20 protein-coding genes are annotated in these 26,206 nt (G+C 68.1%); 14 read left to right on the top strand and 6 right to left on the bottom strand.

Going from position 1 to position 26,206, the window contains the following annotated elements:
- On the top strand, positions 1-147 hold a 147-nt coding region (locus QMK61_RS16535), incomplete at its 5' end, for a transposase (RefSeq protein WP_302073340.1).
- Between the two features lie 146 nt (positions 148-293).
- On the opposite strand, the gene QMK61_RS16530 is transcribed toward QMK61_RS16535, so the two are convergent.
- From QMK61_RS16530 to QMK61_RS16520, 3 genes are read right to left on the bottom strand one after another with little or no spacing between them, the layout of a single operon-like run.
- Positions 294-1,370 (bottom strand): T6SS immunity protein Tli4 family protein, encoded by a 1,077-nt coding sequence (locus tag QMK61_RS16530; RefSeq protein ID WP_302073339.1) that lies wholly within the window; start codon positions 1,368-1,370, stop codon positions 294-296.
- A gap of 15 nt (positions 1,371-1,385) precedes the next feature.
- Positions 1,386-2,972: a hypothetical protein gene (locus QMK61_RS16525; RefSeq protein WP_302073338.1), complete on the bottom strand. Its 1,587-nt coding sequence runs from the start codon at positions 2,970-2,972 to the stop codon at positions 1,386-1,388.
- Between the two features lie 21 nt (positions 2,973-2,993).
- A complete protein-coding gene (locus tag QMK61_RS16520; protein ID WP_302073337.1) occupies positions 2,994-5,918 on the bottom strand; it encodes a type VI secretion system Vgr family protein in 2,925 nt (974 codons plus the stop codon).
- A gap of 212 nt (positions 5,919-6,130) precedes the next feature.
- On the opposite strand from QMK61_RS16520, the gene tssA reads away from it, so the two are divergent.
- Positions 6,131-7,186: a type VI secretion system protein TssA gene (gene tssA, locus QMK61_RS16515; RefSeq protein ID WP_302073336.1), complete on the top strand. Its 1,056-nt coding sequence runs from the start codon at positions 6,131-6,133 to the stop codon at positions 7,184-7,186.
- A 52-nt stretch (positions 7,187-7,238) separates the two neighbouring features.
- Here tssA and QMK61_RS16510 read toward each other — a convergent pair whose 3' ends face one another.
- Complete coding sequence (locus tag QMK61_RS16510) at positions 7,239-7,892, bottom strand: hypothetical protein (protein ID WP_302073335.1); 654 nt, start codon at positions 7,890-7,892, stop codon at positions 7,239-7,241.
- Between the two features lie 254 nt (positions 7,893-8,146).
- Here QMK61_RS16510 and QMK61_RS16505 point away from each other — a divergent pair, with 254 nt between their 5' ends.
- The 12 genes from QMK61_RS16505 to QMK61_RS16450 all read left to right on the top strand — a co-directional run bounded on the left by QMK61_RS16505 (position 8,147) and on the right by QMK61_RS16450 (position 23,902).
- Positions 8,147-9,010, top strand: coding sequence for a M15 family metallopeptidase (locus QMK61_RS16505; protein ID WP_302073334.1), 864 nt, complete (start codon positions 8,147-8,149; stop codon positions 9,008-9,010).
- Positions 9,011-9,048: 38 nt separating this feature from the next.
- The gene (locus tag QMK61_RS16500) at positions 9,049-10,014 is read left to right on the top strand and encodes a PAAR domain-containing protein (protein ID WP_302073333.1); all 966 of its coding nucleotides are present in this window, start codon (positions 9,049-9,051) and stop codon (positions 10,012-10,014) included.
- 4 nt (positions 10,015-10,018) lie between these two features.
- Complete coding sequence (locus tag QMK61_RS16495) at positions 10,019-10,570, top strand: hypothetical protein (protein WP_302073332.1); 552 nt, start codon at positions 10,019-10,021, stop codon at positions 10,568-10,570.
- A 10-nt stretch (positions 10,571-10,580) separates the two neighbouring features.
- Positions 10,581-10,802, top strand: a complete 222-nt coding sequence (locus QMK61_RS16490) for a hypothetical protein (RefSeq protein ID WP_302073331.1) — start codon at positions 10,581-10,583, stop codon at positions 10,800-10,802.
- A 121-nt stretch (positions 10,803-10,923) separates the two neighbouring features.
- Positions 10,924-11,286 (top strand): hypothetical protein, encoded by a 363-nt coding sequence (locus QMK61_RS16485; RefSeq protein ID WP_302073330.1) that lies wholly within the window; start codon positions 10,924-10,926, stop codon positions 11,284-11,286.
- Positions 11,287-11,411: 125 nt separating this feature from the next.
- A complete protein-coding gene (locus tag QMK61_RS16480) occupies positions 11,412-12,812 on the top strand; it encodes a hypothetical protein (RefSeq protein ID WP_302073329.1) in 1,401 nt (466 codons plus the stop codon).
- 16 nt (positions 12,813-12,828) lie between these two features.
- Positions 12,829-16,572 carry a type VI secretion system membrane subunit TssM gene (tssM, locus tag QMK61_RS16475; RefSeq protein ID WP_302073328.1) on the top strand — a complete coding sequence of 1,248 codons (3,744 nt, stop codon included), beginning with the start codon at positions 12,829-12,831 and terminating at the stop codon, positions 16,570-16,572.
- Positions 16,569-17,552 carry a type VI secretion system-associated protein TagF gene (gene tagF, locus QMK61_RS16470; protein WP_302073327.1) on the top strand — a complete coding sequence of 328 codons (984 nt, stop codon included), beginning with the start codon at positions 16,569-16,571 and terminating at the stop codon, positions 17,550-17,552. The genes tssM and tagF overlap by 4 nt, the downstream gene beginning before the upstream one ends.
- Positions 17,553-17,554: 2 nt before the next feature.
- The gene (locus QMK61_RS16465; RefSeq protein ID WP_302073326.1) at positions 17,555-18,328 is read left to right on the top strand and encodes an OmpA family protein; all 774 of its coding nucleotides are present in this window, start codon (positions 17,555-17,557) and stop codon (positions 18,326-18,328) included.
- A gap of 141 nt (positions 18,329-18,469) precedes the next feature.
- On the top strand, positions 18,470-21,037 hold the full coding sequence (locus QMK61_RS16460) for a type VI secretion system Vgr family protein (RefSeq protein ID WP_302073325.1): 2,568 nt from the start codon (positions 18,470-18,472) through the stop codon (positions 21,035-21,037).
- A gap of 10 nt (positions 21,038-21,047) precedes the next feature.
- The gene (locus tag QMK61_RS16455; protein WP_302073324.1) at positions 21,048-23,255 is read left to right on the top strand and encodes a peptidoglycan DD-metalloendopeptidase family protein; all 2,208 of its coding nucleotides are present in this window, start codon (positions 21,048-21,050) and stop codon (positions 23,253-23,255) included.
- Between the two features lie 173 nt (positions 23,256-23,428).
- Positions 23,429-23,902, top strand: coding sequence for a hypothetical protein (locus QMK61_RS16450; protein WP_302073323.1), 474 nt, complete (start codon positions 23,429-23,431; stop codon positions 23,900-23,902).
- Positions 23,903-24,039: 137 nt separating this feature from the next.
- Here QMK61_RS16450 and icmH read toward each other — a convergent pair whose 3' ends face one another.
- On the bottom strand, positions 24,040-24,801 hold the full coding sequence (icmH, locus tag QMK61_RS16445) for a type IVB secretion system protein IcmH/DotU (protein WP_302073322.1): 762 nt from the start codon (positions 24,799-24,801) through the stop codon (positions 24,040-24,042).
- Positions 24,798-26,141, bottom strand: coding sequence for a type VI secretion system baseplate subunit TssK (tssK, locus tag QMK61_RS16440; RefSeq protein WP_302073321.1), 1,344 nt, complete (start codon positions 26,139-26,141; stop codon positions 24,798-24,800). The genes icmH and tssK overlap by 4 nt, the downstream gene beginning before the upstream one ends.
- Positions 26,142-26,206 lie beyond the last annotated feature (65 nt).

Raw genomic sequence — 26,206 nt, 5'->3', positions numbered from 1 at the left:
GACGAATGCCTCAACGAACACTGGTTTCCCAGCCTGCTGCACGCCCGCACCGAGATCGAACGCTGGCGGCGGGAATACAACGAGGAGCGACCGAAGAAGGCGTTGGGCGGGCTGACACCCGCCGCCTACGCGAAGCAGTTAAAGTAACTCAGGACTCTAAACCGACCCGCTACTCAAAGCGGGGGGACGTCGGGTCTAATGTAATGACCCAGCGGTTCCTGCACAGGTCAGGCCGCTAAAGCTTAAGCCTCAGCGGGTGTTTTCATGCCAGCCCAGGGGTCAGTATGGCGAATCTAACGAAGCGCGGCACCCGGCCGGATGCGCAGGCCATGCAGCAAGTTATCCCACAACGCTCTGGCTTCATCTGCCGTCCTGATGGTGGCCGGCTTGTGCTCGTCGGGCTGGATGGTCAGGTCCACTTCCATGAACGGGCGAGTGACGTCGTTGGGCACGCCATCGGCGCTCCAGAAGAACTTGTAGGCGGTGGTGTTCGGCACCGTGTCGTTGGGCACGCTCAGGCCGATCTGGTAACCCTGCTGCCCGGCAGCTTCGCGCTCCCCGCGCACCAGCACACCGACATGGCCGCCGACGTTCGCACGCAAGATGCCCAACTCGCTGTCCACGCGGTGCTTGAGCGAAGGCTCGTCGGTGTTCACGCGATCGATGGCATGGGCATCGATGGTGAACCTGGCGTCCGGGTGATTCTTGAAGTGCACAACCAAGGTAAAGCTTTCATGCACCGGCGGGCGGCCGTCATCGGCAAACATGCCACCGGCGACACAGAAACCAGGACCGCTAGGCTGGGCCCGGCCAGACAAAGGCTGGAAATGTGTAGCGGCATCCCAAGCCGCCTTCTGTATTAATGGATATTGATCAGCGCCATCTGCATTGCTTTTAAATACATAATCGCTCCCATCAATAAATTTGTGAACGTCAACAACGATACCGATAGATTTTTTATCCGGCTGGTAGCCAATGGCAGCCTGTCGTGCCCTGTCATCCACTTGAAATCCGAGGAGCTGCGTAGTCGCATTGAGCTTACTTGGATCCAAGCCGGCAGCTCGTGCCAATTTATCAGCATATGGATCTCGAGCTATTTTTTGAGCGCCATACCTGTTTGCAGATGCTTCGAGCTGTTGCTTGATCGCATCGAAGCTTGCTGCAGGCTTGGGCAATTGCGATTCAATGTACTTATATGTCGCATCCAGCGTAGCCTCTGCATCCGTCGGCAAATCGACCGCAAGACGCCCCGCACAAAGCGAGAATGAGATTGGAGTATTAGACATGGGAGTGGCTCCTAGAGCGTTCACGTTCCAGCCAGCCATGCCAACGATCAACGTCAGACACAGCGCTCGCATGCAATAGGTCATGTCGATTCACCTCGGTCATAACTCGTGCGCCTGCTGCAACAGCATGCCGATGGCATAAAGCGTAGATTGCTGCACGGCATCGTTGTCATAGGCTCCTTGGTGCTCGAAACCGGTCAGCCGGAAACTCTGCTTGACGCTGCCGCCACCTTGCACGTTGGGCGCCTCGCCTGAGCAGGCAGGTACAGTGCCATCGCCGGGTTGCGGATAACCCACTTCCTGCGGATCGACAATGGAGAAGCGCAATGTCTGTCCAGCAAGCACGGATACTGGATTACTGCCCTCGGCTGGCTTGGCCAAGAGCAGCTCGGACTGGTCTACGCCCACGCCTGTCTCGCTGTGCCATACCAGATCTCCCCAAGCCGGGTATTTTTTTGTATCGGCACCGTAATGAGCATAGGTCTGAGGGTGATAAGTCGTTGCCAATGACCTATGAAACTGCGCAACGATATTTACTTGCTTGTAATAAGCCACCCAAGGTTGATGTAACTTTTTAGAGGGATCTATCAATGATGGATCTATCAATCGCCACCATGGGTTTTTTTGAAGATAGATCTCGACGTACGGATCAGTCTCCGGCAATTCCAGCACCGCCGCCGGGTTGCTCCCAACCCTGGCTTTGAGCCACTTCGCTGGATACTGCTGGTTCGGCAGCAACTCCATTGCTCCCGGGCTGTTGGCGAATACCGCTGTTACTTGCGCGGCGTTGCGCCCCAGCACCCAGCCGGAGACACCGCCATAGCCGCTGCGGCAATGGTGATAGGCTGCAGCCGCGCCGTTGGCTGGCTGTTCGCCATGTACGATGCCGAGCACCAGGTCGGCTGCAGCACCGAAGTCCGGATGTACGGCGGCACGCGTGACCAGCCCGCCCATCGAGTGGCTGACCAGGATGACTTTCTCGCACTTGAAGACCGCGCCGTCCTTGCCGTCTGGCTTGCCGTTCCACTGCGCGATGACGTCCTTGATGACCTTGGCCAGGTCCTTGCCCGATTCGCCGTTGCTTTGCAGCCAGTTGTAGCCCTGCACATGCACGGGGCAGAAGAAGTTGTCCCAGGCAAAGTCGGCATTTTCCTGTGTCAGGGCCTGCGGCATTTTCTCCGGATTCCATGCATCAATGCCCTTGTTCACCATGGCATTCCATGGCGAAGGCACGCCCTGAGCAGTGGCCTTGTCGTTCCCATTCAAATGGTCATCCAGCCAGCGCACGAAATCACCGTAAAACGCCCGCGAGGTGGTGCCCTGCCCACGCGCCTCGCCGTCTTTCTCGTCGTGTACGGTGGCGCTCTTGCCGTACCACTTGCCCGTGGTATCGACCTCGGCGTTTTTCGGCGCCAGCTTGCTTTGGCGTGTACTGGCCGAGCGGAATATCCACTGCAGCAAGATGCTGACCGTCGAATTGGTGTTCCAGACGGATTCCTTCGTCTTGGCGTCGCGCAGATTCGACCCCATGATGCCCGGCACGAAGATCACGGGAACGACCGTCGTCGGCGGTACAATTATGGAACCGCGCTTCACTTCGCTTACCGGCGTTAAACGCGTACGAGCCGTGACGCTGCCGTCGTGGTGTGCCTGTTGCTCCAGTGGCTGCGTGCTTTCCTCTGCCATGAGCTGCTTCCTTGATTTGATTCAGGCCTTGCCAAGCCATTTGACGGATATACCATCGAGGCTCATACCTTTCTGCAACTGCGTCCAGCCTTCGCCATCCGTCACCCCCTTGATGATCGCGCCGTCGTCGCGATGAATTTCATAACGCTGATTGGGCGCCGGTTTGCCGCTGCGCGTAACCAGTTTCACCCGTTGATCAAACTTCGGCTCGCTCCACTGGTTCATCTCCCGCGACAACTGCGTAGCGCCCTCGAGCTTGTGATTCCCCGCATGCACCGTCAGCTTGCCGGGACACCCGAAGGTGAGGTTGCCGCCTTCGATGGTGAGGAAGGCGCCCTGGCTGTTGGCCAGGTGCACCGCCTGCTTGGCGGCCAGTTCCACCGCGGCGTTGGCGCTGATCAGCCTGAGGTCGCCCTTGCTGCGCAGGGCCAGGGTGTCGTGCTGGGCCTGCACTTCCAGCGCGCCCTTGCCGGCGACGAGGTTGAGTCCGACGCCATCGGCCTTCTGCGCCCCGGCGAGCAGGCCGATGGCCTGGCCGGCATGCATGCGCAACTGGCCGGCCACCGCCAGGTTGCCGTGCTGGCCGCTGCCGAGGTTGAGGGTCTCGCCGGCCGCCATGTGCAGCGACTGGCCCGCCACCGCGCCGAGGCCGCCTCGCGCGGCGAGGGTGGTGAGCGCGTCGGCGCTGTGCGGCACGGCCGCTGCACCGCGGTCCGGTGCGGCGGCGCCGAAGTCGTCGCTGCTGACGGTGTCGACGGCGCTTTGCCGCAGCGCCCCGAGCGGCGCGGCCTGGGCGTCGAGCTGGCTCTGGCTGGCGGCCTTGACGCCTTCGTGGCCGGCCAGCGGCACGGCCTGGTGGGTGGCGGCGGCCTGGCTCAGGGCTTCGGCCAGTTGCGCGTGCTGGCCGAGCAGGGCGCCCACCGCGGTGGCGTCGGCCGCGGGCTCCCCCGGGCTGGCGCTGTAGGTGGTGAGCAGCACGCCCTTGCTGCCACGCACGGCGCCGTAGCCGTCGGTGCGCAGTTCCAGGCCGGTGCCGCGGAAGCTGCCGCGGTAGTTGTCGGCCTGGTGGATCAGGTGGCCCAGGTTGAGCTGGGTGGCGGACTGGGTGGTGCCGAACTGCACCCGCCCCTGCCCGTCGGTGTCGTCGAACACCAGCTGGTTGTAGCCGTGGCCGTCGAAGCCCTGCGTCTTCACGCCCGACAGCGCGGCGGCGTTGGCGTGGCCCGCGGCGTCGGCGCTCTGGCCGTGCCAGGCCGGGCTGTGGCCGCCGGCGAGGTTGCCTTGCGCGCTCGGCGCGAAGTCCGCCGCCTGGGCGTAGGCCGCGCCGTCGGGCGCGCTTTCGCCCTGGCCGGGGCTGGGCGCGATGCCGGCTTCGCCCTGGCCGTTGTACAGCGCGCCCACGATGACCGGGCGATCGATGTCGCCGTCCATGAAGTTCACCAGCACTTCCTGGCCGATGCGCGGCAGGAACTGCGCGCCGTGGCCGTTGCCGGCGTAGCGCTGCGTGCTGCGCAGCCAGCAGCTGGCGCCGCCCTGCATCCAGTGGAACTTCACCTTCAGCCGGCCCAGCGCATCGGTGTGCAGCGGACCGCCGGCACCGGGGCTGGTTTCGCCCTGCGCGCCGACCACGATGGCGGTCTGCACGCCCGGCGCGGTGGGACGCGGATTGAGCCGGGTGCCGTGGCCGTCGGTCAGCGCCGGGCGCCACGGGCGCGCCTGGTCCACGGCGTCGAAGTGCTGGGCGTAGCCGTTGGCTTCGGCGCGGGTCCACAGCGCCGGCGCCACCGCGTGGTGCGCTTCGGCCACCGACTCGTCGGCTGCGCCGAGCTGCACCTGCGCCGCGTGCTTCAATGCGCCGGGCAGGTTGTTGACGCCGGCGTGCGACAGCGCGGTCCACACGAAGCCTTCGGGCATCGCCGCGCTGGCGCTTTCCCACGGCGCCTGCGCCACGTGGAAACGCGTGCCGGCACGCGCGGTGCGCACGGTGCCGCGACCCTCCCAGCGTTGCTGGCGCGCCTCGTGGGCCTGCGCGGCCAGCTGCGCGTAGTGTTGCGCCTCGCGGCTGTCGGCGAAGGCGTAGGGGCCGACCGGGTCGTAGGCCTCACGCCGCCCCTGGGCACCGTCCAGCGCCACGCTGGCGGCGGTGGCGGCAAGGCTCTTGTAGTCGTGGCTGAGCCACGTCACGGCGTCGGGCGCCAGCGCGCGCGCGGGACCGAGCGCCTGGAGGGTGTCGCTGGCCTCCACCGCCGCCACGCGATGGAAGCGGATGCCGCGCCCGAACGGGTCGGCGGCGGAGCTGGCGTCCTCCGGCAACTGGCCGGAATCGGCGAAGATCACCAGCGCGTGGCCGGCACCGACCTCGGCGTCCTCCACGAAGGCGTAGCCCAGGCCTTCCTCGGCCAGCAGGCGCTCGATGAAGGCCAGGTCGGTCTCGCGATACTGCACGGCGTAGCTGCGCGGGCGCACATCGGCCAGCAGGGCGCGGGCATCGGGCGCGACCTTCCACGCCGCGTACGGCGCGTAGTCGGCGAACACGCCCTCCGCGATGGCCAGCACGTCCTGGTCCTGGAACACCCGGCTGTGCCGTCCCTGCGAAAGTAGCCACAGCCACGGCACCAGCACCAGGCGATAGCGCGCCAGCCCGCCGTCGGCGCCGAGCAGCTGCGCCTCGCGCACCAGGCCCGAGCGGCGGATGCGGCCGCCGTCGGCCAGCGTGGTGCGCAGCGCGCAGCGCTGGCCGAGCATCGCGTCCAGCGACAGGCCGGCGTCGGTGGACAGGGCGTCGATGGTCCACACGTAGCACGCGGACAGTGCCTCGCTGCCGCTCCAGCGCTCCACCTGCAACTGCCCCAGCGGGCCCCCGCCTTCCAGCGCGTACAGGCGCGTCGCGTCACTGAAGGTGGCCAGTGCGGCCGTGGCCGAAGCGAACATGTGGGGGGTGTCCACCATCCTTCTCCTTGGTCGAACGATCCTGTCGGGCGCCACGTCGCCCTGCGGGCACAACGGCCGGAGAGTACCGCGTTGCGGCGCCGGAGTCTGTCCACGGCGGCACATTCCGTTGTGCGGGAAATCCGACAGTCCTCGCGCGGCGAATCGCTTACCATCGGGCGCTCCGCCGTCGCGCGCCACGCCACCGACGCCCGCCAGGGATTGCCGCCATGATCGACATCGATGCCTTGCTCGAACCGGTTTCTGACGCCGCGCCCTGCGGCGAGGACCTCTCGTTTTCGCCGGAATTCGACGCCATCCAGGAAGCCCGCCGCAGCGACGACGCCACGCTGGACCAGGGCGAGTGGGTGACCGAGCTGAAGAGCGCCGACTGGTTCGCCGTGTCGCGCCAGTGCGGGCAGTTGCTCAGCACGCGCAGCAAGGACCTGCGCCTGGCCGTCTGGCTGGCCGAGGCGCTCACCCGCACCGACGGTTTCGCGGGGCTGGCCGGCGGCTACCGGCTGGTGGCCGGCCTGTGCGAGCGCTACTGGGACGAGATCCATCCCCGTCCCGACGAGGACGACCAGGAGTTGCGCATCGGCAACCTCGGCTGGCTGCTGTCGCAGTCGATCCCGTGGATCCGCTCCATCCCGCTCACCAACGCGCCGCAGGGCCGCTTCGACGCCGCCGCGCTGGAAGCGGCCGCGCGCGGGCAACGCGGCGGCGAAGGAGACGCGGATGCCTACCCCGACCCCGCGCGCATCGACGCCGCGCGCTCGGCCACGCCGTTCGACTTCTACCAGCGCCTGGCCGAGCAGGTGCCGCTGGCGCAGGCCGCGCTGCGCGAACTGGAAGCCGTGGTGGACGCGCGCCTGGGCCAGCATGGCCCCAGTTTCGGCGCCGCGCGCGACGCGCTGGACGACGTCGGCGCCACCGCGCTGCGCATGGCCGCCACCGCCGGCGTGGCGCTGGCCGAGGCCGCCGCGCCGCCGCCGCTGCCCACCGACGGCGAGGCGCCGGAGGGCGCCGCATCCGTGCCGGCCGCGAACCGGCCGGCCGGCGAGATCACCTCGCGCAAGGAAGCGCTGCAGCAGCTGCGCCGGGTGGCCGACTTCTTCCGCCGCACCGAGCCGCACAGCCCGGTCGCCTACCTCGCCGACAAGGCCGCGCGCTGGGGCAACATGCCCCTGCACGTGTGGCTGAAGACGGTGCTGAAGGACAACCCGGCGCTGGGCCAGCTCGAGGACCTGCTCGACGTGGGCAGCGACGAGCCCGACCACGGTTGACGGCGCTTCGGCGAGACGCCGCACGGCCACCGCGAACCGGTCGACGGCCGCCTCAGGCGCCGTCCGCGGCCGCGGGGCAGGCGGCGGTCTCGCCCGCATGGCCCGCGCAGATCCGCTGCCGGCAGCGCAGGCCGGCCTCGGTGTTGGCGGCCGGGCAGGCCTGCATGCGGGCCTCGATGGAATCCACCGGCAGGTCCGTCCGCGGCTCGGCATGGCGCGCCGCCCGCGCCGCCTTGCGCGCGGCCGGGCTTTCCACCTCCACGTGCTGGATCAGCGCGGTGAGCAGGGTCACGTCGGAATCGCCGCCGGCACTGCCGGCGCGACGCGCCCGTGGCCGTGGCGCGGCAGCCGGCTTGCGCGGTTGCGCCAGGGGCGAGAACACCGCGCTCAGCGCCGCCGCGTCCTTGCCCACGCTGGTCGACGGCGCCGGCACGGAGGCCGCGACCGCCGCCTCCGGCGATTCAGGCAGGATCACCGCCGTGCGGGGCGCAGGATTCGCCGTGGCCCGGGCCGCATCGTTTTCCGCGGAGCCGTCGCCCATGGCCGGCGCGCGTGCGGCCATCTTCGGCCCGGCGCCGTCGAAGACGCCGCCCAGGCCCAGCGACAACAGCGCCACCGCGGCCACCAGCACCAGCGACACCGGCCACAGCCAGCGGCGCCGGCGCGAGGCAGGCGGGGGCGCCGGTTCTTTCAGGCCGGACAGCATGCGCTCCCGCGATGCAGCCGGAGCCGCTCCGTCGCCGTCGCTCGCGAGCAGGCTCGGGCTTCTCGGTCGTTGTTCCTTCGGATCCAAGCGAAACTCCCTTTAAGCTTTGGCCACCGGACGGGCTGCGCGCACCATACTAGCTCCGCGCGGCACGGTCCAAGACCCGCCGCACTGTCCGGGACGGGCCACGCGCCACCATGCATGCAGGCTCGCGGCCCGCCGAACCCCTCGACGACAAAGGATTGCGCCGTTCCATGGATCCGCTGTTCGGCTGGCTTGCCGGCCTGCTCGCCGCCGCCCTGCTGCTGCTGTGGCTGATCTGCTTCCCGGAAGCGCGCGAAGCGCTGCAGCGGCAACTCGCACGCCGCACCCGACATGTGATGGAGCGCACAAAACGGACACTCCATCGTTCCGGCGACGCACTGCGCAGCGGCGCGCACCAGGCGCACGGCAATGCGACCGACCTGGGCGCGCGGCTGCGCCGGCACTGGGCGCTGCTGCTGGCGCTGGCGCTGATCCTGCTGCTGCCGCCGGCGCTGATCGTGGGCCTGCGCCGCCACGTGATGCTGGACGGCTACGACATGGCGCAGCAGGCCGACCAGGACACCACCGCGCTGGTCGCCAGCCTGCTCAAGGGCGAGCAACTGGTGCCGCCGCCCGCGCTGCCGCCCGAGGTCTTCGTCACCCGCGAAGTCGAAATGATTCGACCCGATCTCGGTTTCGCCAGCCGCAACTGGGATAAGCTCGACGCCGATTTCCGGCAGCGCCTGCTGGTGGTTTTCAAGATCATGAAAGAACGCTACGGTTACGACATGGCGCTGATCGAGGGCTACCGCAGTCCCGAACGGCAGGCCATGCTCGCCGCCCAGGGCAGCAGCGTGACCAACGCGGGGGCCTACCAGAGCTACCACCAGTACGGCCTGGCCGCCGACTGCGCGTTCTACCGCGACGGCAAGCTGGTGATCTCCGAGAAGGACCCGTGGGCCATGCGCGGCTACCGGCTCTACGGCGAAGTCGCCGCCGCCGCTGGCCTGGTCTGGGGCGGAAGCTGGAAAATGATGGACCTGGGCCACGTGGAGCTGCACAAGCCCGGCAAGGGACCCCGCTGGCGCCAGTAGCCACGCGGTCCACGGACACTTCGGTAAGGAAACCCGACATGACGCAACCGTTCATCGTCATCGGCGACAAGACCAGCCACGGCGGCACCGTCGTCGGCGGTACCAGCACGGCCACCACCCACGGCAAGCAGATCGCCCGCGTCGGCGACAAGGTCACCTGCCCCAAGTGCGGCAGCACCACCATCGCCACCGGCGACAGCAGCATGATCGTGATGGGCCAGCCCGTCGCCCGCCACGGCGACAAGACCGCCTGCGGCGCCACGCTGATCGCGGGGCAGAGCGTGACCACGACGGGGGCAGGTGGTGGTGGAAGTAGCAGTGCCGGGTCAGGCCGCGCAGCATCATCAAACGCCAATGCTGCGACGTCACACCTCGGCGACACACGGCACGCGCAAGCAGCTTTCAGCAATCCAGACCAACAGGCCGCGCCTGCGGAACCCGCAGCGCCTCCGCAATCCCACCATGGCGAGCCAAGCGGCTCCCAATGGGTCGCTCGTTATCCCGTCAGCACATCGACAACGGATCTCGTCCAGCCATTCGCCGGCAATGTAGACAAGTTCATCGCCGCACTGCGTGCTGGCGGGGCCTCGGTTGTCATTTCCACCACGTACCGCCCTCCCGAGCGCGCTTATCTCATGCACTGGTCCTACAAGATAGGGCATGACGGCGCGGACCCGACTACCGTTCCTGCCATGCAGGGCGTGAATATCGACTGGGCTCATTTGGACAGCGAGGGCAAGCCGGACTTGGCGGAAGCACGCAAGGCCGCGGAGCAAATGGTTCGCGGCTACGACATCGTCTACGCGCCAGCACTCGATACTCGGCACACCGAGCGGCGAGCCATCGACATGACCATTACTCACTACTTTGGCAAGACCTTTACCGACGGTGCGGGGCACCAAACCAAGGTAGCGACGAATTCCGACCTCTATGCTCTCGGCCGGTCCTACGGCGTCATCAAACTTGTGCACGACCATCCCCACTGGTCGGACGACGGGCACTGAACCTATGCGATACCTGCTTGCTTGTCTTGCTTCGTTTCTCTTGCTCGGCTGCGCGACGGCGCACGTCAAGCCGCCATCATTGGGCGTCATCAGCACCGACCTCAACGGCGGCTGGCTGCTCTTCACGGACCATCGGGATGTAGACGCCCATACGCGAATCCATATCCTGAGCACCGGCCCCACGCTCAAGGCCACCTGCTGCGCCGAAGTGCTCGGCCCGGCAGCGACGCCCAAGGGACGCGAGAACTTCTTCAGCGACGCCGAATCGGACCAGACCACGACGCAATGGGTGTTCCGCGTCAAGGTGCCACAAGGCAGCATTTCATCCGACAACCCGAACGCCATGGCTGTCTGGGGCATATCGAGTGCAGCCATACACGACGGCGGCTACGAGCTGCTTCAAAAAGATTCGAGGCAACCCGATGAAGCAGACTCATGCTTTGGGTCGGAAGGCATCAACCTCTATTTGCGCCACGGCACCAAGGCAGCCCCGCCTTTCGCCCACTATTACGTCGATTTCGGATATGGCATCGGCTCGGGCAACTGTCCGGATTGAACCAGCGCCGATGACGACGAACATCCCCCCCATCATGCTTCTCTCGCACAACCTCGGACGCACTTGGCGCCGCGAGCTTTCGAGGGCAATTCCATCTCCTTCACCCTTCCCGCCTCCATCGATCCACGCCGATCAGTCTCGCGGCAAGATAACGAATGGCGAACTGACGGGTACGTTTTCAGGCAATGCGCAGACCGTGCATCTCAAACGCAAGGCCAGTTACTGGCAGTGACATGTCATGCCTAAGCCATACTGCACAATTCTACTCTGGCCTGGAATCGACAACGATCCGGACAACCGCTGCGATGCAGAGCTGAATGTGTGCAACCATCGCGTCTACCAGAGGTGGTGACATGAAAAAGCCCACCCTCTGTGCAATCGGGATTCTATTTTCCTTGTGCTGGCTACGTGCAGCCGAAGCAGGTGTGCTGGTCACGCCCCAGTACGTCGTCGTGATCGCCGAGCAATGCGGAGAAGGCGACGTCGCCTGCAAGGATGTGGTCTATACCGGCGTGGATCGGCGGACCGGCGCGGCGCTGACCCTGCGCGGAAAGGCGCTGGTCCACATGTGCCCGGACGGCACAACACCGTGTCGCCATCTGGGATGGACGTTCAAGAACGGGGACATCGCCTACACGGTCTCTGACGACGGGGCGCTGGATGTGACCCGGGGTGACAAACTGCTGCTCGAACAGAAAGGCAGGTGGGTGGAATAAGCCTAATGGCTCTGCATTTCCCTTGTTGGCCCGCAGTCAATCCCTCAACAGGTATCGACCACTGATGAAAAACCCCACTGCCTTGGACGGGCAGCGCTCCGTCTCCACAACCTAGGTGACCGCCGATGGAACGACGCTCCCTGCTGCGCCCGCTTGCCTTCGCCGCGCTGGTCTTCGGCGCGGTGTGGTGCGCCATGATCCTGCGCTGGCGCGCGTCCAACCGCGTGCCCAACGGCGTGGACGTGGGCCTGTACCTGGTGGCGTTGCCGCTGGGCCTGCTGCTCGGCTTCGTGCTGCTGCGCAAGGGCATCGACGCGGCGAAACGCCGGCGCGAAACCGCCGCGACCGCGCCGGACGATGCGGACGCGCCCGCCCCAACCGCGCCGGACGATCCCTCGCTGGCGTGGCGGCTGCCGATCCTGGCGGCCGATGCGCTGCTCGCCGCCGGCGACTCCCCGGCGGCGCTGGCCGCGGCGGCCAGCGCGGCGCAGCGCCCCGCCCTGCATCCGCAACTGCGGGACAGCCAGGGCCTGCCGGTCTTCGCCGCGGAGGTGGCGGACGTGGATACCGACGCGCTCGACGCCAGCCTGCCGGACGAGGCGCAGGACTGGGATCCTTCGCGCCTGCGCACGCTGGCGCTGGCCGGGACGCTGGCGGAACGCATGCTGGAGGAACACTTCGAGCCGTTGCGCGCGGCAACCGCCCGGGCCCCGACGCCGGCGCTGACGCTGGAATGGCTGCTGCCCGCGCGCTGGAGCGACGCCGAACGGCAAACCGCGCAGGCCTGGCTTGCCGGGCGATTGGCCGCGCAGGGCTGGGCCGCGCCACAGCTTGCGCTGGACGTGCGCGCGATCGACGAAGGCGCGGCCGCGCTGCGACGCCTGGACGAACTCAACTGCGCGTTCAACGGCGACGCCACGCCGGGGCCGCGCCTGCTGCTGGCCAGCGACTCGAACCTGGACGAGGCCACGCTCCGCGCGTGGGAGGCCGCCCGCCGGCTCCACGGCGCGCGCCGTCCGGAAGGCCAGGTCCCCGGCGAAGGCGCCGCAGCGCTGCTGCTGGCCGCACCTTCGCCGCGGCCGGAAACGGCGCAAGCCCACCTGCACCGCTTGCGCGTGGCGCGACGCGAGCGTCCGGTGGACGCGCCGCAGCGGCTGCAGGCCGACACGCTGCGCGAACTGCTCGGCCACGCGCTGGCGCAGGCCGGACTGGAGGCGGGCGCGGCCGCGCCGCTGGTCGGCGACACCGACCTGCGCGGCAGCCGCACGGCCGAGGCGATGCACCTGGCCGAGCAGGCCCTGCCCGAGCACGACCCGGCCGAGGCGTTGCTGCCACTCGGCGTGGCCAACGGCGAATGCGGCGCCGCGCTCGCGCTGGCGCTGGTGGCGGTGGCCGCGCAACTGGCGGCGGAAACGCAACAGCCCGCCGCGATCCTTTCCCACCACGACGCCAGCCTTCGCGCCGTGGCCGTGGTGACGCCGCCGACGGCGAACGCGCCGGGCACCACCACTCCCTCGTTGGCATGACAGGAATCCGCTTCCGATGAACCGTCTCCGCTACCTGCTCACCGATTCGCGCACGCTCGCCGTGATCGGCATCGCGGTCATGGCCGCGCTGTTCCTGCTGGGGCGCAATACGCTGAAGATGATCGCGTTCTGGATCGGCGTCGCGCTGGTGGCGGTGCTGGTCGTGCTGATCGTGCTGTGGGTCCTGCGCCGGCTGCGCGCGCGCCGCTCGTCCGAGCAGCTGGGCGAGGCGCTGCTGAAGCCATCGGCCAACGCCGGCGCGGGCGCGGGCGGCCAGGGTCGCAACGCCGACGTCGACGCGCTGCGCGAACGCCTGCGCGAGGCGGTCAAGGCGATCAAGACCTCGCGCCTGGGCCAGACCCGCGGCACCGAGGCGCTGTACGAGCTGCCCTGGTACATGATCATCGGCAACCCGGCGGCAGGCAAAAGCACCGCGGTGGTCAACTCGGGCCTGCGCTTCCCGTTTGCCGACAACCACGGCAGCATCGTGCAGGGCATCGGCGGCACCCGCAACTGCGACTGGTACTTCACCACCGAGGGCATCCTGCTCGACACCGCCGGCCGCTACTCGGTGCAGGACGAGAACCGCAGCGAGTGGCTGAGCTTCCTCGAGCTGCTGCGCAAGCACCGCCCGCGCGCGCCGATCAATGGCATCGTCATCGCCGCCAGCATCGCCGAGCTCACCGGCAACCGCCCCGAGTTCGCGATCAACCTGGCCAAGAACCTGCGCCAGCGCGTACAGGAGCTGACCGAATGGCTGGAGGTGATCGCCCCGGTCTACGTGGTGTTCACCAAGGCCGACCTGATCGCCGGCTTCAACGACTTCTTCCACACCCTGGACGACGCCGAGCGCGAGCGCGTGTGGGGCACCACGCTGCCGTTCCAGCCGGACGGCAACATCAACGCGGTGGAGCAGTTCGACCGCTACTTCGACGAGCTCTCCGAAGGCCTGAAGGAGATGAGCCTGTCGCAGATGTCGCTCAACCGCGGCAACGCGCTGGCGCCGGGCCTGCTCACGCTGCCGCTGGAGTTCACCGGCATCAAGGCCACGCTGCGCACCTTCATCACCACGCTGTTCGAGGACAACCCGTTCCAGTTCCGCCCGGTATTCCGCGGCTTCTACTTCACCAGCGCGCTGCAGGAAGCGGCCTCGGTGCACCATGCCTCCGACCGCATCGCGCAGCGCTACGGGCTGTCGCGCGCCGACGGCGCGAACGGCGGCGCGAACGGCGCCACCTCGGCCAAGGGCTATTTCCTGCTCGACCTGTTCCGCAAGGTGATCTTCGCCGACAGGCAGCTGGTGCGGCAGTACTCCAGCCGCCACCGCATGCGCACGCGCTATGCGGTGCTGCTGGGCTCGGCGCTGGCGCTGGGGCTGGCGCTGGGCGGCTGGGCCTGGTCGTACACCAACAACCGTCAGCTGGTGGCCAACGTGCAGGCCGACCTGGACAAGGTGGTGGAGATGCAGAAGGGCCGCATCGACCTGCAGTCGCGCCTGCAGGCGCTGCAGATCCTGCAGGACCGGCTGCAGCAGCTCGACACCTACCGCCACGACCACCCGCTGATGCTGGGCCTGGGCCTGTACCAGGGCGGCAACATCGAGCACCGGCTGCGCGCGGAATACTTCCAGGGCATGCAGCAGCTGATGCTGGTGCCGGTGGCGCAGAACCTGGAGGCCTATCTCGACAAGGTGGTGGCGCACCGCGACCAACTGGTGCAGGCCAGGCCCGGCACCGATGCCGGCGCCGCGCAGGCACCGCCCGGCACCTACCTCGCGCCCTCGCCCACCAATGCGCAGGACGCCTACAACGCGCTCAAGGCCTACCTGATGCTGGGCGATCCCGGCCGGGTCGAGCCGGTGCACCTGTCCGACCAGCTCACCCGCTTCTGGCGCGAATGGCTGGACGCCAACCGCGGCATGATGACCCGCGACCAATTGATCGGCAGCGCCGACCGCCTGATGAGCTTCTACGTGGCCCAGTACGACCAGCCCGGCTGGCCCACCATCGACGACAAGGTGGCGCTGGTGGACGACACCCGCCAGGCGCTGCGCCACGTGATGCGCGGCATGCCGGCGATCAACCGCGTGTACGCCGAGATCCAGGCGCGCGCCGCCACCCGCTATCCGTCGGTCAGCGTGGCCTCGATCCTGGGCGACCAGGGCGGCGGGCTGCTGGCGGGCAGCTACGCGATCCCGGGCACCTTCACCCGCGAGGCCTGGGAAGGCTACGTCAAGGACGCCATCCGCGACGCCGCCAACAACGAGCTCAACGCCACCGACTGGGTGCTGCAGACCACCCAGCAGACCGATCTCACCCTGTCCGGCAGCCCCGAGCAGATCCAGAAGCAGCTGGAGACGCTCTACGACAAGGACTACGTCGCCCAGTGGCAGAAGTTCCTGCAGGGCGTGTCGGTGACCGTCTTCGGCAGCTTCGACGCCGCGGTGAAGGACATGAACGTGCTGGGCGACCCGCAGGACTCGCCGATGCGCAAGCTGCTGGAGACGGTCTACCGGCAGACGTCCTGGGACAACCCCTCGCTGGTGGACCAGGGACTGAAGTCGGCCAAGGGCGGCTTCGTGGAATGGTTCAAGCGGGTGATCCTGCGCCGCACGCCGGCCGGCGTGGACGTCAACCTGGACAACGTCAAGGCGCCCGGTAGCGACGGCAAGCTGCGTGCCGGCCCGGTGGGCAGCGCCTTCGCGGGCGTGGCCCGGCTGATGGTGGCGCGCGACAACAACCCGCCGTTGCTGAACAACTACCTCGACATGCTGGCCAAGCTGCGCACCCGGCTCAACGCGATCAAGAACCAGGGCGACCCGGGCCCCGGCGCGCGCGACCTGATGCAGAAGACCCTCGGCGGCAGCGGTTCGGAGCTTTCGTCGGGCCTGCAGCTGGTCGACGAGCAGATGCTCGACGGCCTCGACGACCGCCAGCGCAACACCCTGCGCCCGCTGCTGCTGCGCCCGCTGATGCAGGCCTTCCAGGCACTGGTGCCGCCGACCGAGACCGAGGTCAACAAGATCTGGACGGCGCAGGTGTACACGCCGTTCGAGCAGAACCTGGCGCGGAAATACCCGTTCGACACGCACGGCCAGATCCAGGCCACCGATGCCGAGATCGGCCAGGTCTTCGGGCCCTCCGGCGCCATCGCCAAGTTCGCCGGCGACGGCCTGGGCCCGCTGGTCGACCGCCGCGGCGACACGCTCACCGCCAAGCAGTGGGCTGACATGGGCATCACGCTCTCGCCGAAACTGATGGCCGGCTTCGCGCAATGGGTGGCGCCGCTGGGCCAGACCGCCGCCGGCGGCAACCAGATCGTCTTCATGATCCAGCCCGAACCGGGCAGCGGCGGCATCAGCGAGTACACCATCAACATCAACGGCCACACCCTGCGCTACCGCAACACCCCGCCCACCTGGGAACCGTTCACCTGGGACGGCAGCCAGCCCAACGCGGTGGCGCAGGTCAGCGCGGTGACCTTCGACGGCCGCACGGTAAGCGTGGCCGACTTCGCCGGCGACAAGGCGCTGGGCATGCTGATCAAGGCCGCCAAGGCCACCAACAACGGCGGCGGCAACTACACGCTCACCTGGACGCGCGACGCCATCGCGGTGACCGTGCACCTGAAGCTGGTCAGCGGCGCGCAGACCAACGCCGACGGTTCGCAGAAGCAGGGCCTGCAGGGCGTCAGCCTGCCGGCCGCCGTCGCCGGCAGCATCGACGGCTCCAAGCAGCCCACCATGGAGGGAGCGCCATGAACGGCGAACTCGCACTCAACATCAGCTACTTCGGCAAGCTGCCCAGCCGCGGCGACTTCCTCAAGGCGCCGGGCAACAACCACCAGCTGATCGCCATGCTCGACCGCTGGGCCGGCCAGGGCCTGGAACAGCTGTCGCAGGACGTGGCCTGGAAGCAGCTCTACGACATGGGCCACCCGCTCAACTTCGCGATCCTCGGCTCGCGCAGCCGTACCGCGATCGCCGGCCACCTGCTGCCCAGCACCGACGCCTCCGGCCGGCGCTTCCCGTTCATGACCGCGGTGTCGATGGAAGTGCCGCAGCCGCTGGCCTTCCTCTCGCGCAGCCCGCTGGCCTTCTCGCGGGTGTGGTCGCGGCTGGAGCGCGAGACGCTGGCCGCGCGCCACGCCCCCGACCCCGCCATGCCGCTGGGCGAGCTGGCGGACAACCGCGCCAACGTGAACGTGCTGTACGAATCGCTCAACCCCGCCTTCCAGGACTTCCTGGAGATGCAGACGCTGGAAAGCCTGCAGGCCCTGCTCGGCGGCCGTGACGAAAGCGTCTCGATGCGGCGCATCCTGCTCGGCCTCGGCATCCTGCTGCAGCCGGTGATGAGCAGCGGCGCCGCGCGCATCGGCAAGGGCCTGCTGCTGCCGCTGCCGCGCGACCCGCTGTACCGCAACCTGGCGTCCACGCTGTGGCTGGACCTGGTCTCCGGCTTCCTGGCCCGCGCCGACTTCGAGCTGCTGGTGCTGCTGCGCCACGGCCCGCAGCCGGCGCTGGCGGTGGGCTTCAACGGCATGCAGGGGCGCAGCCTGCAGGCCATGTTCGACCCGCGCGTGGCCGAACAGGATTACATCGCCCTGCACGACCCCGAATGGGTCGAGGACCACGTGCACGACGACCCCGCGCTGCGCAAGCTGTCCACCTACGCCGACCAGGGCGGCCTCTCGCTGCGCACCGCGCGCAACACCTTCCGCGAAACCTTTCTGGGAGCATGACCATGCGGATACTCGTCGCAAGCCTGCTGATGCTGGCCAGCGCCGCGGCGCTGGCCCAGGCGACGCCCGCGTCCGGCGACGACGGCAAGGTCGTCGTCAGCGGCACCGTGCCCAACGAGACCACCAAGGCCTCGGTGCTGGAACGCCTGCGCCAGGTCTACGGCGCCGACCGCGTGGTGGACCACGTCGAGGTCGGCGGCGTGGTGACGCCCGCCAACTGGAGCCAGTACGTGGCCGGCGCGATCACGCCCGGGCTGAAGCAGGTCACGCACGGCAAGCTCGAGGTGCAGGGCAACACCATCGACATCAGCGGCGAGGTGCCCAACGAAGCGGTGCGCCAGCAGGTGCTCAGCGGACTGTCCAGCGCCTTCGATGCGCATTACGGCATCAAGCAGAACCTGCGCATCGGCCAGTCCAGGCAGAAGGTGCTGGACGACGCGCTGGCCAACCGCACGGTGCAGTTCCAGAGCGGCAGCGCCATCCTCACCCCGGCAGGCCGCGGCGTGCTGGACGAGATGGCCACGGCGATCCGCAAGCTGGACGACCCGTTCATCGCCATCGTCGGCAACACCGACAACACCGGCGACCGGCAGGCCAACATCGCGCTGAGCCTGGCCCGCGCCAGCGCGGTGAAGGCCTACCTCGTCGGCAAGGGCATTCCGGCCGCCAGCCTGTCGGTGAGCGGCCAGGGCCCGGACAACCCCATCGCCGACAACGGCACCGAGGCCGGGCGCGCGCGCAACCGGCGCATCGATTTCCGGATCAGCAGGAACTAGCCGCCCGGCGTCGGCCTGCGCGCGGCCGGCAAAACGTGTCGGGTTTCTCCGATTCCGCCCCGGCGACGCGCCACGCCGTGGGCAAGACGATATGCTCCGGGGACAGGGACCCGGACATGCACGGTGGTTGAGGACTGACACATGGAAGCAATGGATGTTTCCGCCTGGCTGAACCTGCTTTCGCAGCGCACGCGCTTCATCACCCTCGACACGGCCGCGGCCGACGGCCTGATCGTCGAACGCTTCCAGGGCCGCGAAGGCGTCAACGAGGACTTCCGCTTCGAGCTGGATTGCGTCAGCGCCTCGGCCTTCATCGACCTGCAGCCGCTACCGGGCCGGCCGGTCCGGTTGGGCGTGGCCACCGCCGACGGTGGCCGCCGCGACTGGCACGGCTACGTCACCCACGCCGCCGCGCTGGGCGCCGATGGCGGCCTGGCGCGCTACCGGCTGGTGGTGGAATCCGCGCTGGCCTTCCTGCGCCTGCGCCGCAACACGCTCATCGTCCAGGACAAGACCGCGCTGGAGGTGATCGGCCAGGTGTTCGGCGACCACCCGGAACTGCGCTGGCGCAACGACAGCACTGCCACGCTGCGCACCCGCCCCGTCTGCACCCAGTACCGCGAGACCGACGCCGACTTCGTGCGCCGCCTGCTGGGCGAGGAAGGCCTGTCGTTCCGCTTCGAGCACGACCAGGGCGGCGCCGGCGACGGCCCCGGCCATACCCTGGTGGTGTTCGACCCCGCCGCCAGCCAGTCGCTGCCGGCCGGCGAGCCCGCCGCGATCCGCTTCCACCGCGTGGACGCCACCGAGGCCGAGGACGCCATCACGCTGTTCTCCGAACGCCGCCAGGTCGTGCCCGACCAGGTCGCCACCACCAGCTGGGCCGCCGACCAGGTGCAGGGTGTCAGCGGCTCCGCCCAGGCCGAGACCGGCGGGTCGGCGCCCGAACTGCCCGCGCTGGACGTGTTCGAGGCCGATCGCGCGCACCGCTTCGACACCGCCGGGCAGGCCGATCGCCAGGCCGCTGCCCGCCTCGATGCGCTGCGCCTGCTGGCGCGCAGCTTCCCCGGCCAGGGCGCCGTGCGCACGCTGGAGGCGGGCAAGACCTACGCCCTCGCCGGCCATCCCGATCTCACCGGGCAGGCCTTCGTGCCGCTGTGGGTGGAACACCGCGCCACCAACAACCTCGGCACCGACCTGCCGCACCTGCTCGGCCACGCGGCGGACGATGCGCTGGGCAAGGGCAGCTACCGCAATACCTTCCTCGCGATTCCCGCCGGCACCCGCATCGCCCCGGACCACCGCGACAAGCCGCTGGCGCCCGGCTGCGGCAGCGCGCTCGTGGTCGGCGTGCCCGGCGCCGCGCTCACCGGCACGCGGGACCACCAGGTGCGGGTGCAATTCTGGTGGCAACGGGGCGTGGCGCCGCTGGCCGGCGGCCTCACCGACACCGCCAGCCGCAGCAACCCGGAGGGCCACGCCCCGGGCGACGACCACGCCGGCACCTGGGTGCGCGTGGCCGAAGCCAATGCCGGCGCCCACCACGGCCACAGCTTCGTGCCGCGTCTCGGCGACGAGGTGCTGGTGGAATACGCCCACGGCGACATCGACCAGCCGGTGGTGGTCGGCACGCTCTACAACGGCCAGGCCGCGCCGCCCTTCGCCGCCGGCGAAGGCAGCAGCGCCAACCATCCCGGCACGCTCTCGGGCCTGCAGACGCAGACCCTCGCCGGCCAGCCCGGTGCCCGCTGGGTGCTGGACGACGCCAGCAGCCAGCTGCGCCACAGCCTCGCCCACAGCGTGGCCGACAGCCAGCTCAACCTCGGCTACCTGGTCGACCAGCAAGGCAACACGCGCGGCGCCTACCGCGGCGAAGGTTTCGAGCTGATGACCGCCGGCTGGGCCTTGGTCCGCGCCGGCGAAGGCGTGCTCGTCTCCGGCACCGCCCGCCCGCAAGGCCAGTCCACGGCGATGGACGCCGCCGAGGCCGTGGGCCAGCTGAAGGCCGCCGCCACCACCGCCCAGCGGCTGGACAGCGCCGCCATGCAAGCCAAGGCCACCGCACTCCAGGCCAACCCGGCCCATGCCGACCTGCAGCAGGCCATCGACCCGCAGCAGGACGGCCACTACGCCGGCACCGTCAACGGCCAGGCCGCCACCAAGCCCCGGGGCGACCAGCGCAGCGGCGGCGACCCGGTCGAACGCTTCGCCCAGCCCGTGGCGTTGCTGGAAACCCCCGAGAGCCTCGCCCTCACCACCCCCGCCAGCGCCGCCCTCTTCGCCGGCGGGCACCAGCACCTCACCAGCCAGCGCGACACGCACCTCGCCGCCGGCGCCACCCTCGCCCTCGCCGCCGGCCAGAACGCCGGCCTCTACGCCGCCGACGGCGGCATGAAGCTCGTCGCCAACCACGGCCCGGTCAGCCTGGAAGCGCATACCGACGCACTGGAGATCCTCGCCGATCAATCGGTGACCGTCACCAGCACCACCGATCGCATCAACGTACTGGCGAAGAACACCATCGTGCTACAGGCCGGCCAGAGCACCATCACCCTCGACGGCCCGAACATCACCATCGCCTGCCCTGGGAACTTCACGGTCAAGAGCGGGACGCACGATTGGCTGGGCGGGGAAAACCAAGCGGCGCAGTTGCTGAAGTTGCCGGAGGGCACGGTCACGTTCCACGGCAACTATCCGAGATCGAGGTAAGGACACCGCAATGATCATCAGTCCTCCCTTTTTGCCGCAGGGTCCCGCCAGTGGCGACGATGCGTGGCTCGGGCAAGCCATGGACGTGGGCGGTTTCGGCGATGGTGCCTTCCCGCTCGGTAAGGATTTCGCATGGCACGGAGGCGTGCATCTGCGCGCGCCGCGCGGACCTCAAGGCATGTTGCCGGTGTGCGCCATCGCGGACGGCACCGTGGCCTACGTGCGTACCGCCAAGCGGCCCAACAACGACCCGAACGATCCGCAGAACTACAGCGGCTGGACCGACAACGGCTGCGTCATCGTCAAACACACCACTGAGATCGGCGAAGGCGTCACCGTGGTCTGGTTCTCGATCGCCCTGCACTTGAGCCGGATCGCGCCCAGCGTGAAGCAGGGCCAGAAGGTCTGGCGCAAGGACGAGCTGGGCCAGGCCGGAAGCATTGACGGCGAGGCGGGGCTGATCCACTTCGAGATCATCTGCGACGACGCCAACCTCGCTGCCCTGGTGGGCCGCGCGTCCGGCGCGTTGCCCACCGGTCAGGATGGGCGCAAGACGGCGGTGTTTGGCTCCGTCTACCTGCGCCTGCCGGCCGGCACGCCGTTCTACGACCACGTGCCGGCATCACCCGCCCATCCCACGCCGTTCACCGAAACCACCGCGCTGCCGGCCCCCGCGTGGACGAGCGGCGACGACCTGATCGTGGCCATGAGCCTGAGCCGGGCCGGACAAGCACAGGCCGTCACGCTCCGCACGGATGGCCAGAGTGTGGGCACGGTGCCGGTGCCCGCCGATGCTGCCCTGTTTGACCAGGCCGTTGCCCTGGCCGCGGCCCAGCAGGCGGTGGGGCGCGATGCCTACGAGCTGCTGCGCTTCGGCCGCGTGCTCGACCCGGTGGGCGACACCGCCAACCTGCCGAACTGGCAGCTGGTGGCCTACCCGGGCGGGCAAGGTTGGGTGAACCTGCATGCCCAGGGCGTCCATGCCTGCAGCGATGCCGATTTTCCCGACTGGGCCGGTTGGCGCATCGTGGGTGATGACCCGGACACGGACAGCCGCTGCCACTCCGCCGCGCTCGTCGATCTGATCCTCGGCGACACCGGCGGGGCCAGCAAGGACCGCCAGGCGAAAGCGCTGGGCAAGGTCGGTGGAGCGGACATGCAGACGCGGTTGGCGCGTACGATCTGCCAGTTCACCACCGAGTGGGAGAAAGGCAGCATCGCAGCGCGCTGGTCATGGCTGACCAAGGAGACGCCACCGGGTGGCGGACCCATGGCCGGGTCGTATCTGAAGCCGCAGGACTTCCCGAAGTTCCAGAAGCATGCCGAGGCAATGTGTTTCTGGGAAGAGGCAAACCTTGGCATCCCCGCGAAGCATTGGCACTTCCATCCGCGCGAGTTCGTGCGGGTGTTCCGACAGTGCGGCTGGCTGAGCGCCGACGAGATGTTCCAGCTGTTCCCCATGACGGCAATGCGGAAAGCGGGGCATGCGTGGGTATCGGAAAACGTGGGTGTCAGGAAGTCGCTGGTCGCGAACTACCACGTCGAGTTGAACAAGGCTTGCCGGCGTTACGGCATCGTCACACCACTGCGTATGGCGGCGTTCTATGCCAACGCGATGCAGGAAACGATGTGGTTTTCCACGCTGCATGAGGACAATTCATCAACGCGTTACTACCCGTGGGATGGCCGGGGCTTCCTGCAGCTCACCTGGCCAGACAATTACGTCAAGTACTGGCGCTTCGTCGGCAAGAACGTGGACGACGACTTGGCCAAGAAGCTGGACGCGGCGCAACGGAAGGCGGACAAAGAGGGCTCGAATGCACCGTTGATGGCATTGGAAGCAGCTGTGGCAGCCGCGTCTATGAAGGGCTGGCGCGATGATGTTGGTGAGATGACGTTCGTCGCCGCCGACAGCGCGGGCGCCTATTGGGCCTGGAGCTACGCATCGCAGCATGCCGACGCGGAGCCCGCCAATCAGCGCGCCACCAAACCGGCCACGGGTGCGGGCAGCCATACGTACTACACCAGTGCAGGTATGGGTAACGTGGCGGCCACCGTCAACGTGGGGCATCCCTCCACGCACTACGCCAGCGTCAACGGCATCGTGGCGCGATTCCAGGCCTACAACAGCTGCGAAGTCGTGCTGATGGACACGCCTGCGTTTCCCGGCTCGAACCACCCAAACGAACCCCAAAACTACAAGCCGAGGCGGCCATGAAGCGTTGTGTATTCGTAAGTGCATTGATGCTTTGCATGGCATCCACGGTTTGTGCGCAAAAAAACGCCTCTGGCGTACAGGATGCATCTCCAACACCCAGTCCACACACCGTTTCCAGTCAAGTCTACGTCGCTGGAAAGTGCAGTTTCACAGTGCAGTTGAATGGAGGGGGCTTGTCCGTAGATGATCAGTCCTCCATCAAGGGAGCGGTGTACTCGGCACCTGGAACGGAGGAATGGAGCTTTTCTGTAAAGTGCTACACTGGCGCGTCGCATTCCGATGTATACGACCAAATCGGCGCCAAGCCAGTAGGCGGCCAATGGATCGACCTCGACTTCAACGAGCCTTTCAAGCCCAAGCAGAAGTTCAAACTCATCGAGTTTGCCGGTAAGAACTGGAAAGGCATCGGTGCTGCCGTCGACCAGATCTACTACGCCGACGCTGACCGGCGGTCGCGCTTTTTCAACTTCTGCCTCGTCGAGAACAATGGCCCGCAGGTACTCTGCGGTCGCACGCAGATTCGCGGTGTCACGCAGCCGCCCTCGGCCAGCAGGCTGCCCAAGATCATGGCCGTCCTCAAGACCATCGAGTTCGTCGATGCGCCCGCGCAACCGCAAGCACCAGGCAGCGCATCGAGTGTGCACTGACGTACCGACGACATGATGACGTCAAGTTGAGCCGCAGTGCTGCAATTCAGTCTTGACGCGAGCTGGGGACAAGGGCGAAGACCCGCGTATCCCTACTCCACTGCGAGTGTCGCGCGCAACGCGCGCGACATGCCAGCTCAGGGCAACGTGATGGTCAGGCTCGCCGTGCGCGCAGGCATCTGCACCAGGTCGTGGTACGCAGCCAGGCGCTGGGTGGTGTCTTTCTGCAAGGCATAGCGCAGGGTGAAGTAACCCACCAGGCCGACCACGGCCAGCACCGCGGCGGCAGCCCATACCGGCACGGTGCGGCGCAGGACGTGCGCCACCTTGTCCGGCGGGGCCCAGTGCGGGGCGAAGCCGGTGCGCTTGCCTTTCAGGAACACGATCTCGTCGCCCAGGCGCGCGGTGAGGTAGCCGAGCTTCTCGGTACCCTCGAGGCGGTACTTGCCCTCGAAGCCGAGCAGCAGGCAGAAGTAGCAGACTTCCAGCGACTGCAGGCGCGCGGCGCCCTGCGCGCGCAGCTGTTCCAGCCGCACGAAGAAATTCTCGCCGGCGAGGTGGTCGCCGAACAGCGCGAGCTGCAGCGGCTTGCGCGCCCACTCGTCGCGGAAGCTGCAGCCGGAGCCGAGGATGGCCTCGTCCACCACGGCGCAGTAGGCGTACTTGGCGGCGTGGATGTCCTCGGCGGCGATGCCCTGGCGGCTGGCGCTGCGCTCCATGTTGGCGAGGAACTGGCGCACCGCATCGGCGAACGGCTGCTCGGCCAGCGGCACCTGGCCGCGCTTGACCAGCAGCAGCATGTAGAAGCCGTCCGACATCAGGTCGAGCAAGCTGCGCGGCGCCTCGGCGGGAGTCGCATCGGCAGGCGTGGCGTTGGGCGTGGCGCGGTTGTCCATCATGGCGTCAGGGCGATCAGTTCGAGCTTGAGTTCGGGAATGCCGGCGGGCACGTAGATCATGATCGATTGCGACTTGAGCATGCGTTCGTACAGCGGCCCACGCGCTTCGACGGCGAAATAGGTGCTGCCCGGGCGCACCGGGATGGCGGCGGGAACCTGCGGCGAGTGGCTGAGCCCCACCCCGGGCAGCGCCGACAGCACGGCCTTCTCCACGTCGTCGGGCGCACCGACCTTGAAGCGCACGGGCACCACGCCGACCAGCTCGGCGGCCGGCATGGCGGCGCTCACGGCGAGGTAGAACGCGCTCTTCTCGTCGATGCGCTGCGAATCGATGCGGCCGAGGTGGTACGACGGGCGCACCTCGGTCAGCGCGATGCCGAAGTAGCGCGCGGAAATCACCGTGTCGATCAGCTCGCGGATGATGCGGAACAGCTTGTCGAAGCCCGGCCCCGGATCGGCATGCTGGTAGGGCGGCAGGTCGGAGAGCTGGTAGGACGGCGAGAAGGTGAGCAAGGCGCCGGCCAGGCGCAGCAGTTCCTGGTGCAGCCGCTCCGGCGGCAGGCCGGGGTGCTGGTACAGGTGCGCCAGCGCGGCGAAGGCGGCGTTGGCGGTGTGCAGCAGCCAGAACGAGGCGATGTCGCCGGAGCGGAATTCGATGATGTGCTGCGAAGGCTCGCGATGCAGCCCGTACAGCGCCTGCGCCTTGGCCTGCAGCGCATCGAGCAGCCGGCGCAGCTGCAGGAACAGCACCGGCGATGCGCGCAGGCTCACCGAGGGTGGCACGTAGTGCGGGTCCGCCTCGAAGCCGCCGGTGCTGCCGCGGCGCAGGCGCGCCAGCGGCACGCTGACGAAGGCGTCGCGCGGCTGGTCGTCGGTGAGCAGCCGAACCGCCTTCTTCAGGTAGGCCAGCTCCGCCTCGGCCGCGTCGGAATAGACGTCCGGCGTCTGCACGTTGTCCTGCACGTAGCGGGCAGTGGCGTCGGCTTCGTCGCGGGCGCAGTTGCCGCCGTATTCCTTGAGCAGCGGCAGGGCGAGGTGGACGGTGACCTCCTGCGTTCCCGGCGGCAGGCCTTCCAGCGAGATCGGCGGCGGCAGCTCGTCGGTGTCGGGCGCGTTGTACAGCTCGCCATCCGGGAAGACCACCGAGACCTGCAGCGGCCGCAGGGTGCCGCTGGCCAGGCTCTGGTTGTCGAAGCGCACCTGGCGCACGCCCCAGCCGTATGGGTGAAGGGCCTGGCTGACCTCGTGCAGGCGCGCCTCGTGATAGGCGTCCTGGCGCTGGAAATGCTGCGGGCGCAGGAACAGTCCCTCGCCCCAGAATAGCTTCGCTGCTTGACTCACGGGAGCCTCATCTCAAGCCTGGAACCGGCGCCGAAGACGGCACCCTGGAACGGACGAGCGCCGGA

Origin of the sequence: Fulvimonas sp. R45, from assembly GCF_030504985.1 — a bacterium.
Taxonomy (GTDB): domain Bacteria; phylum Pseudomonadota; class Gammaproteobacteria; order Xanthomonadales; family Rhodanobacteraceae; genus Rhodanobacter_A.
This window is presented reverse-complemented; position numbering and strand designations above follow the sequence as displayed.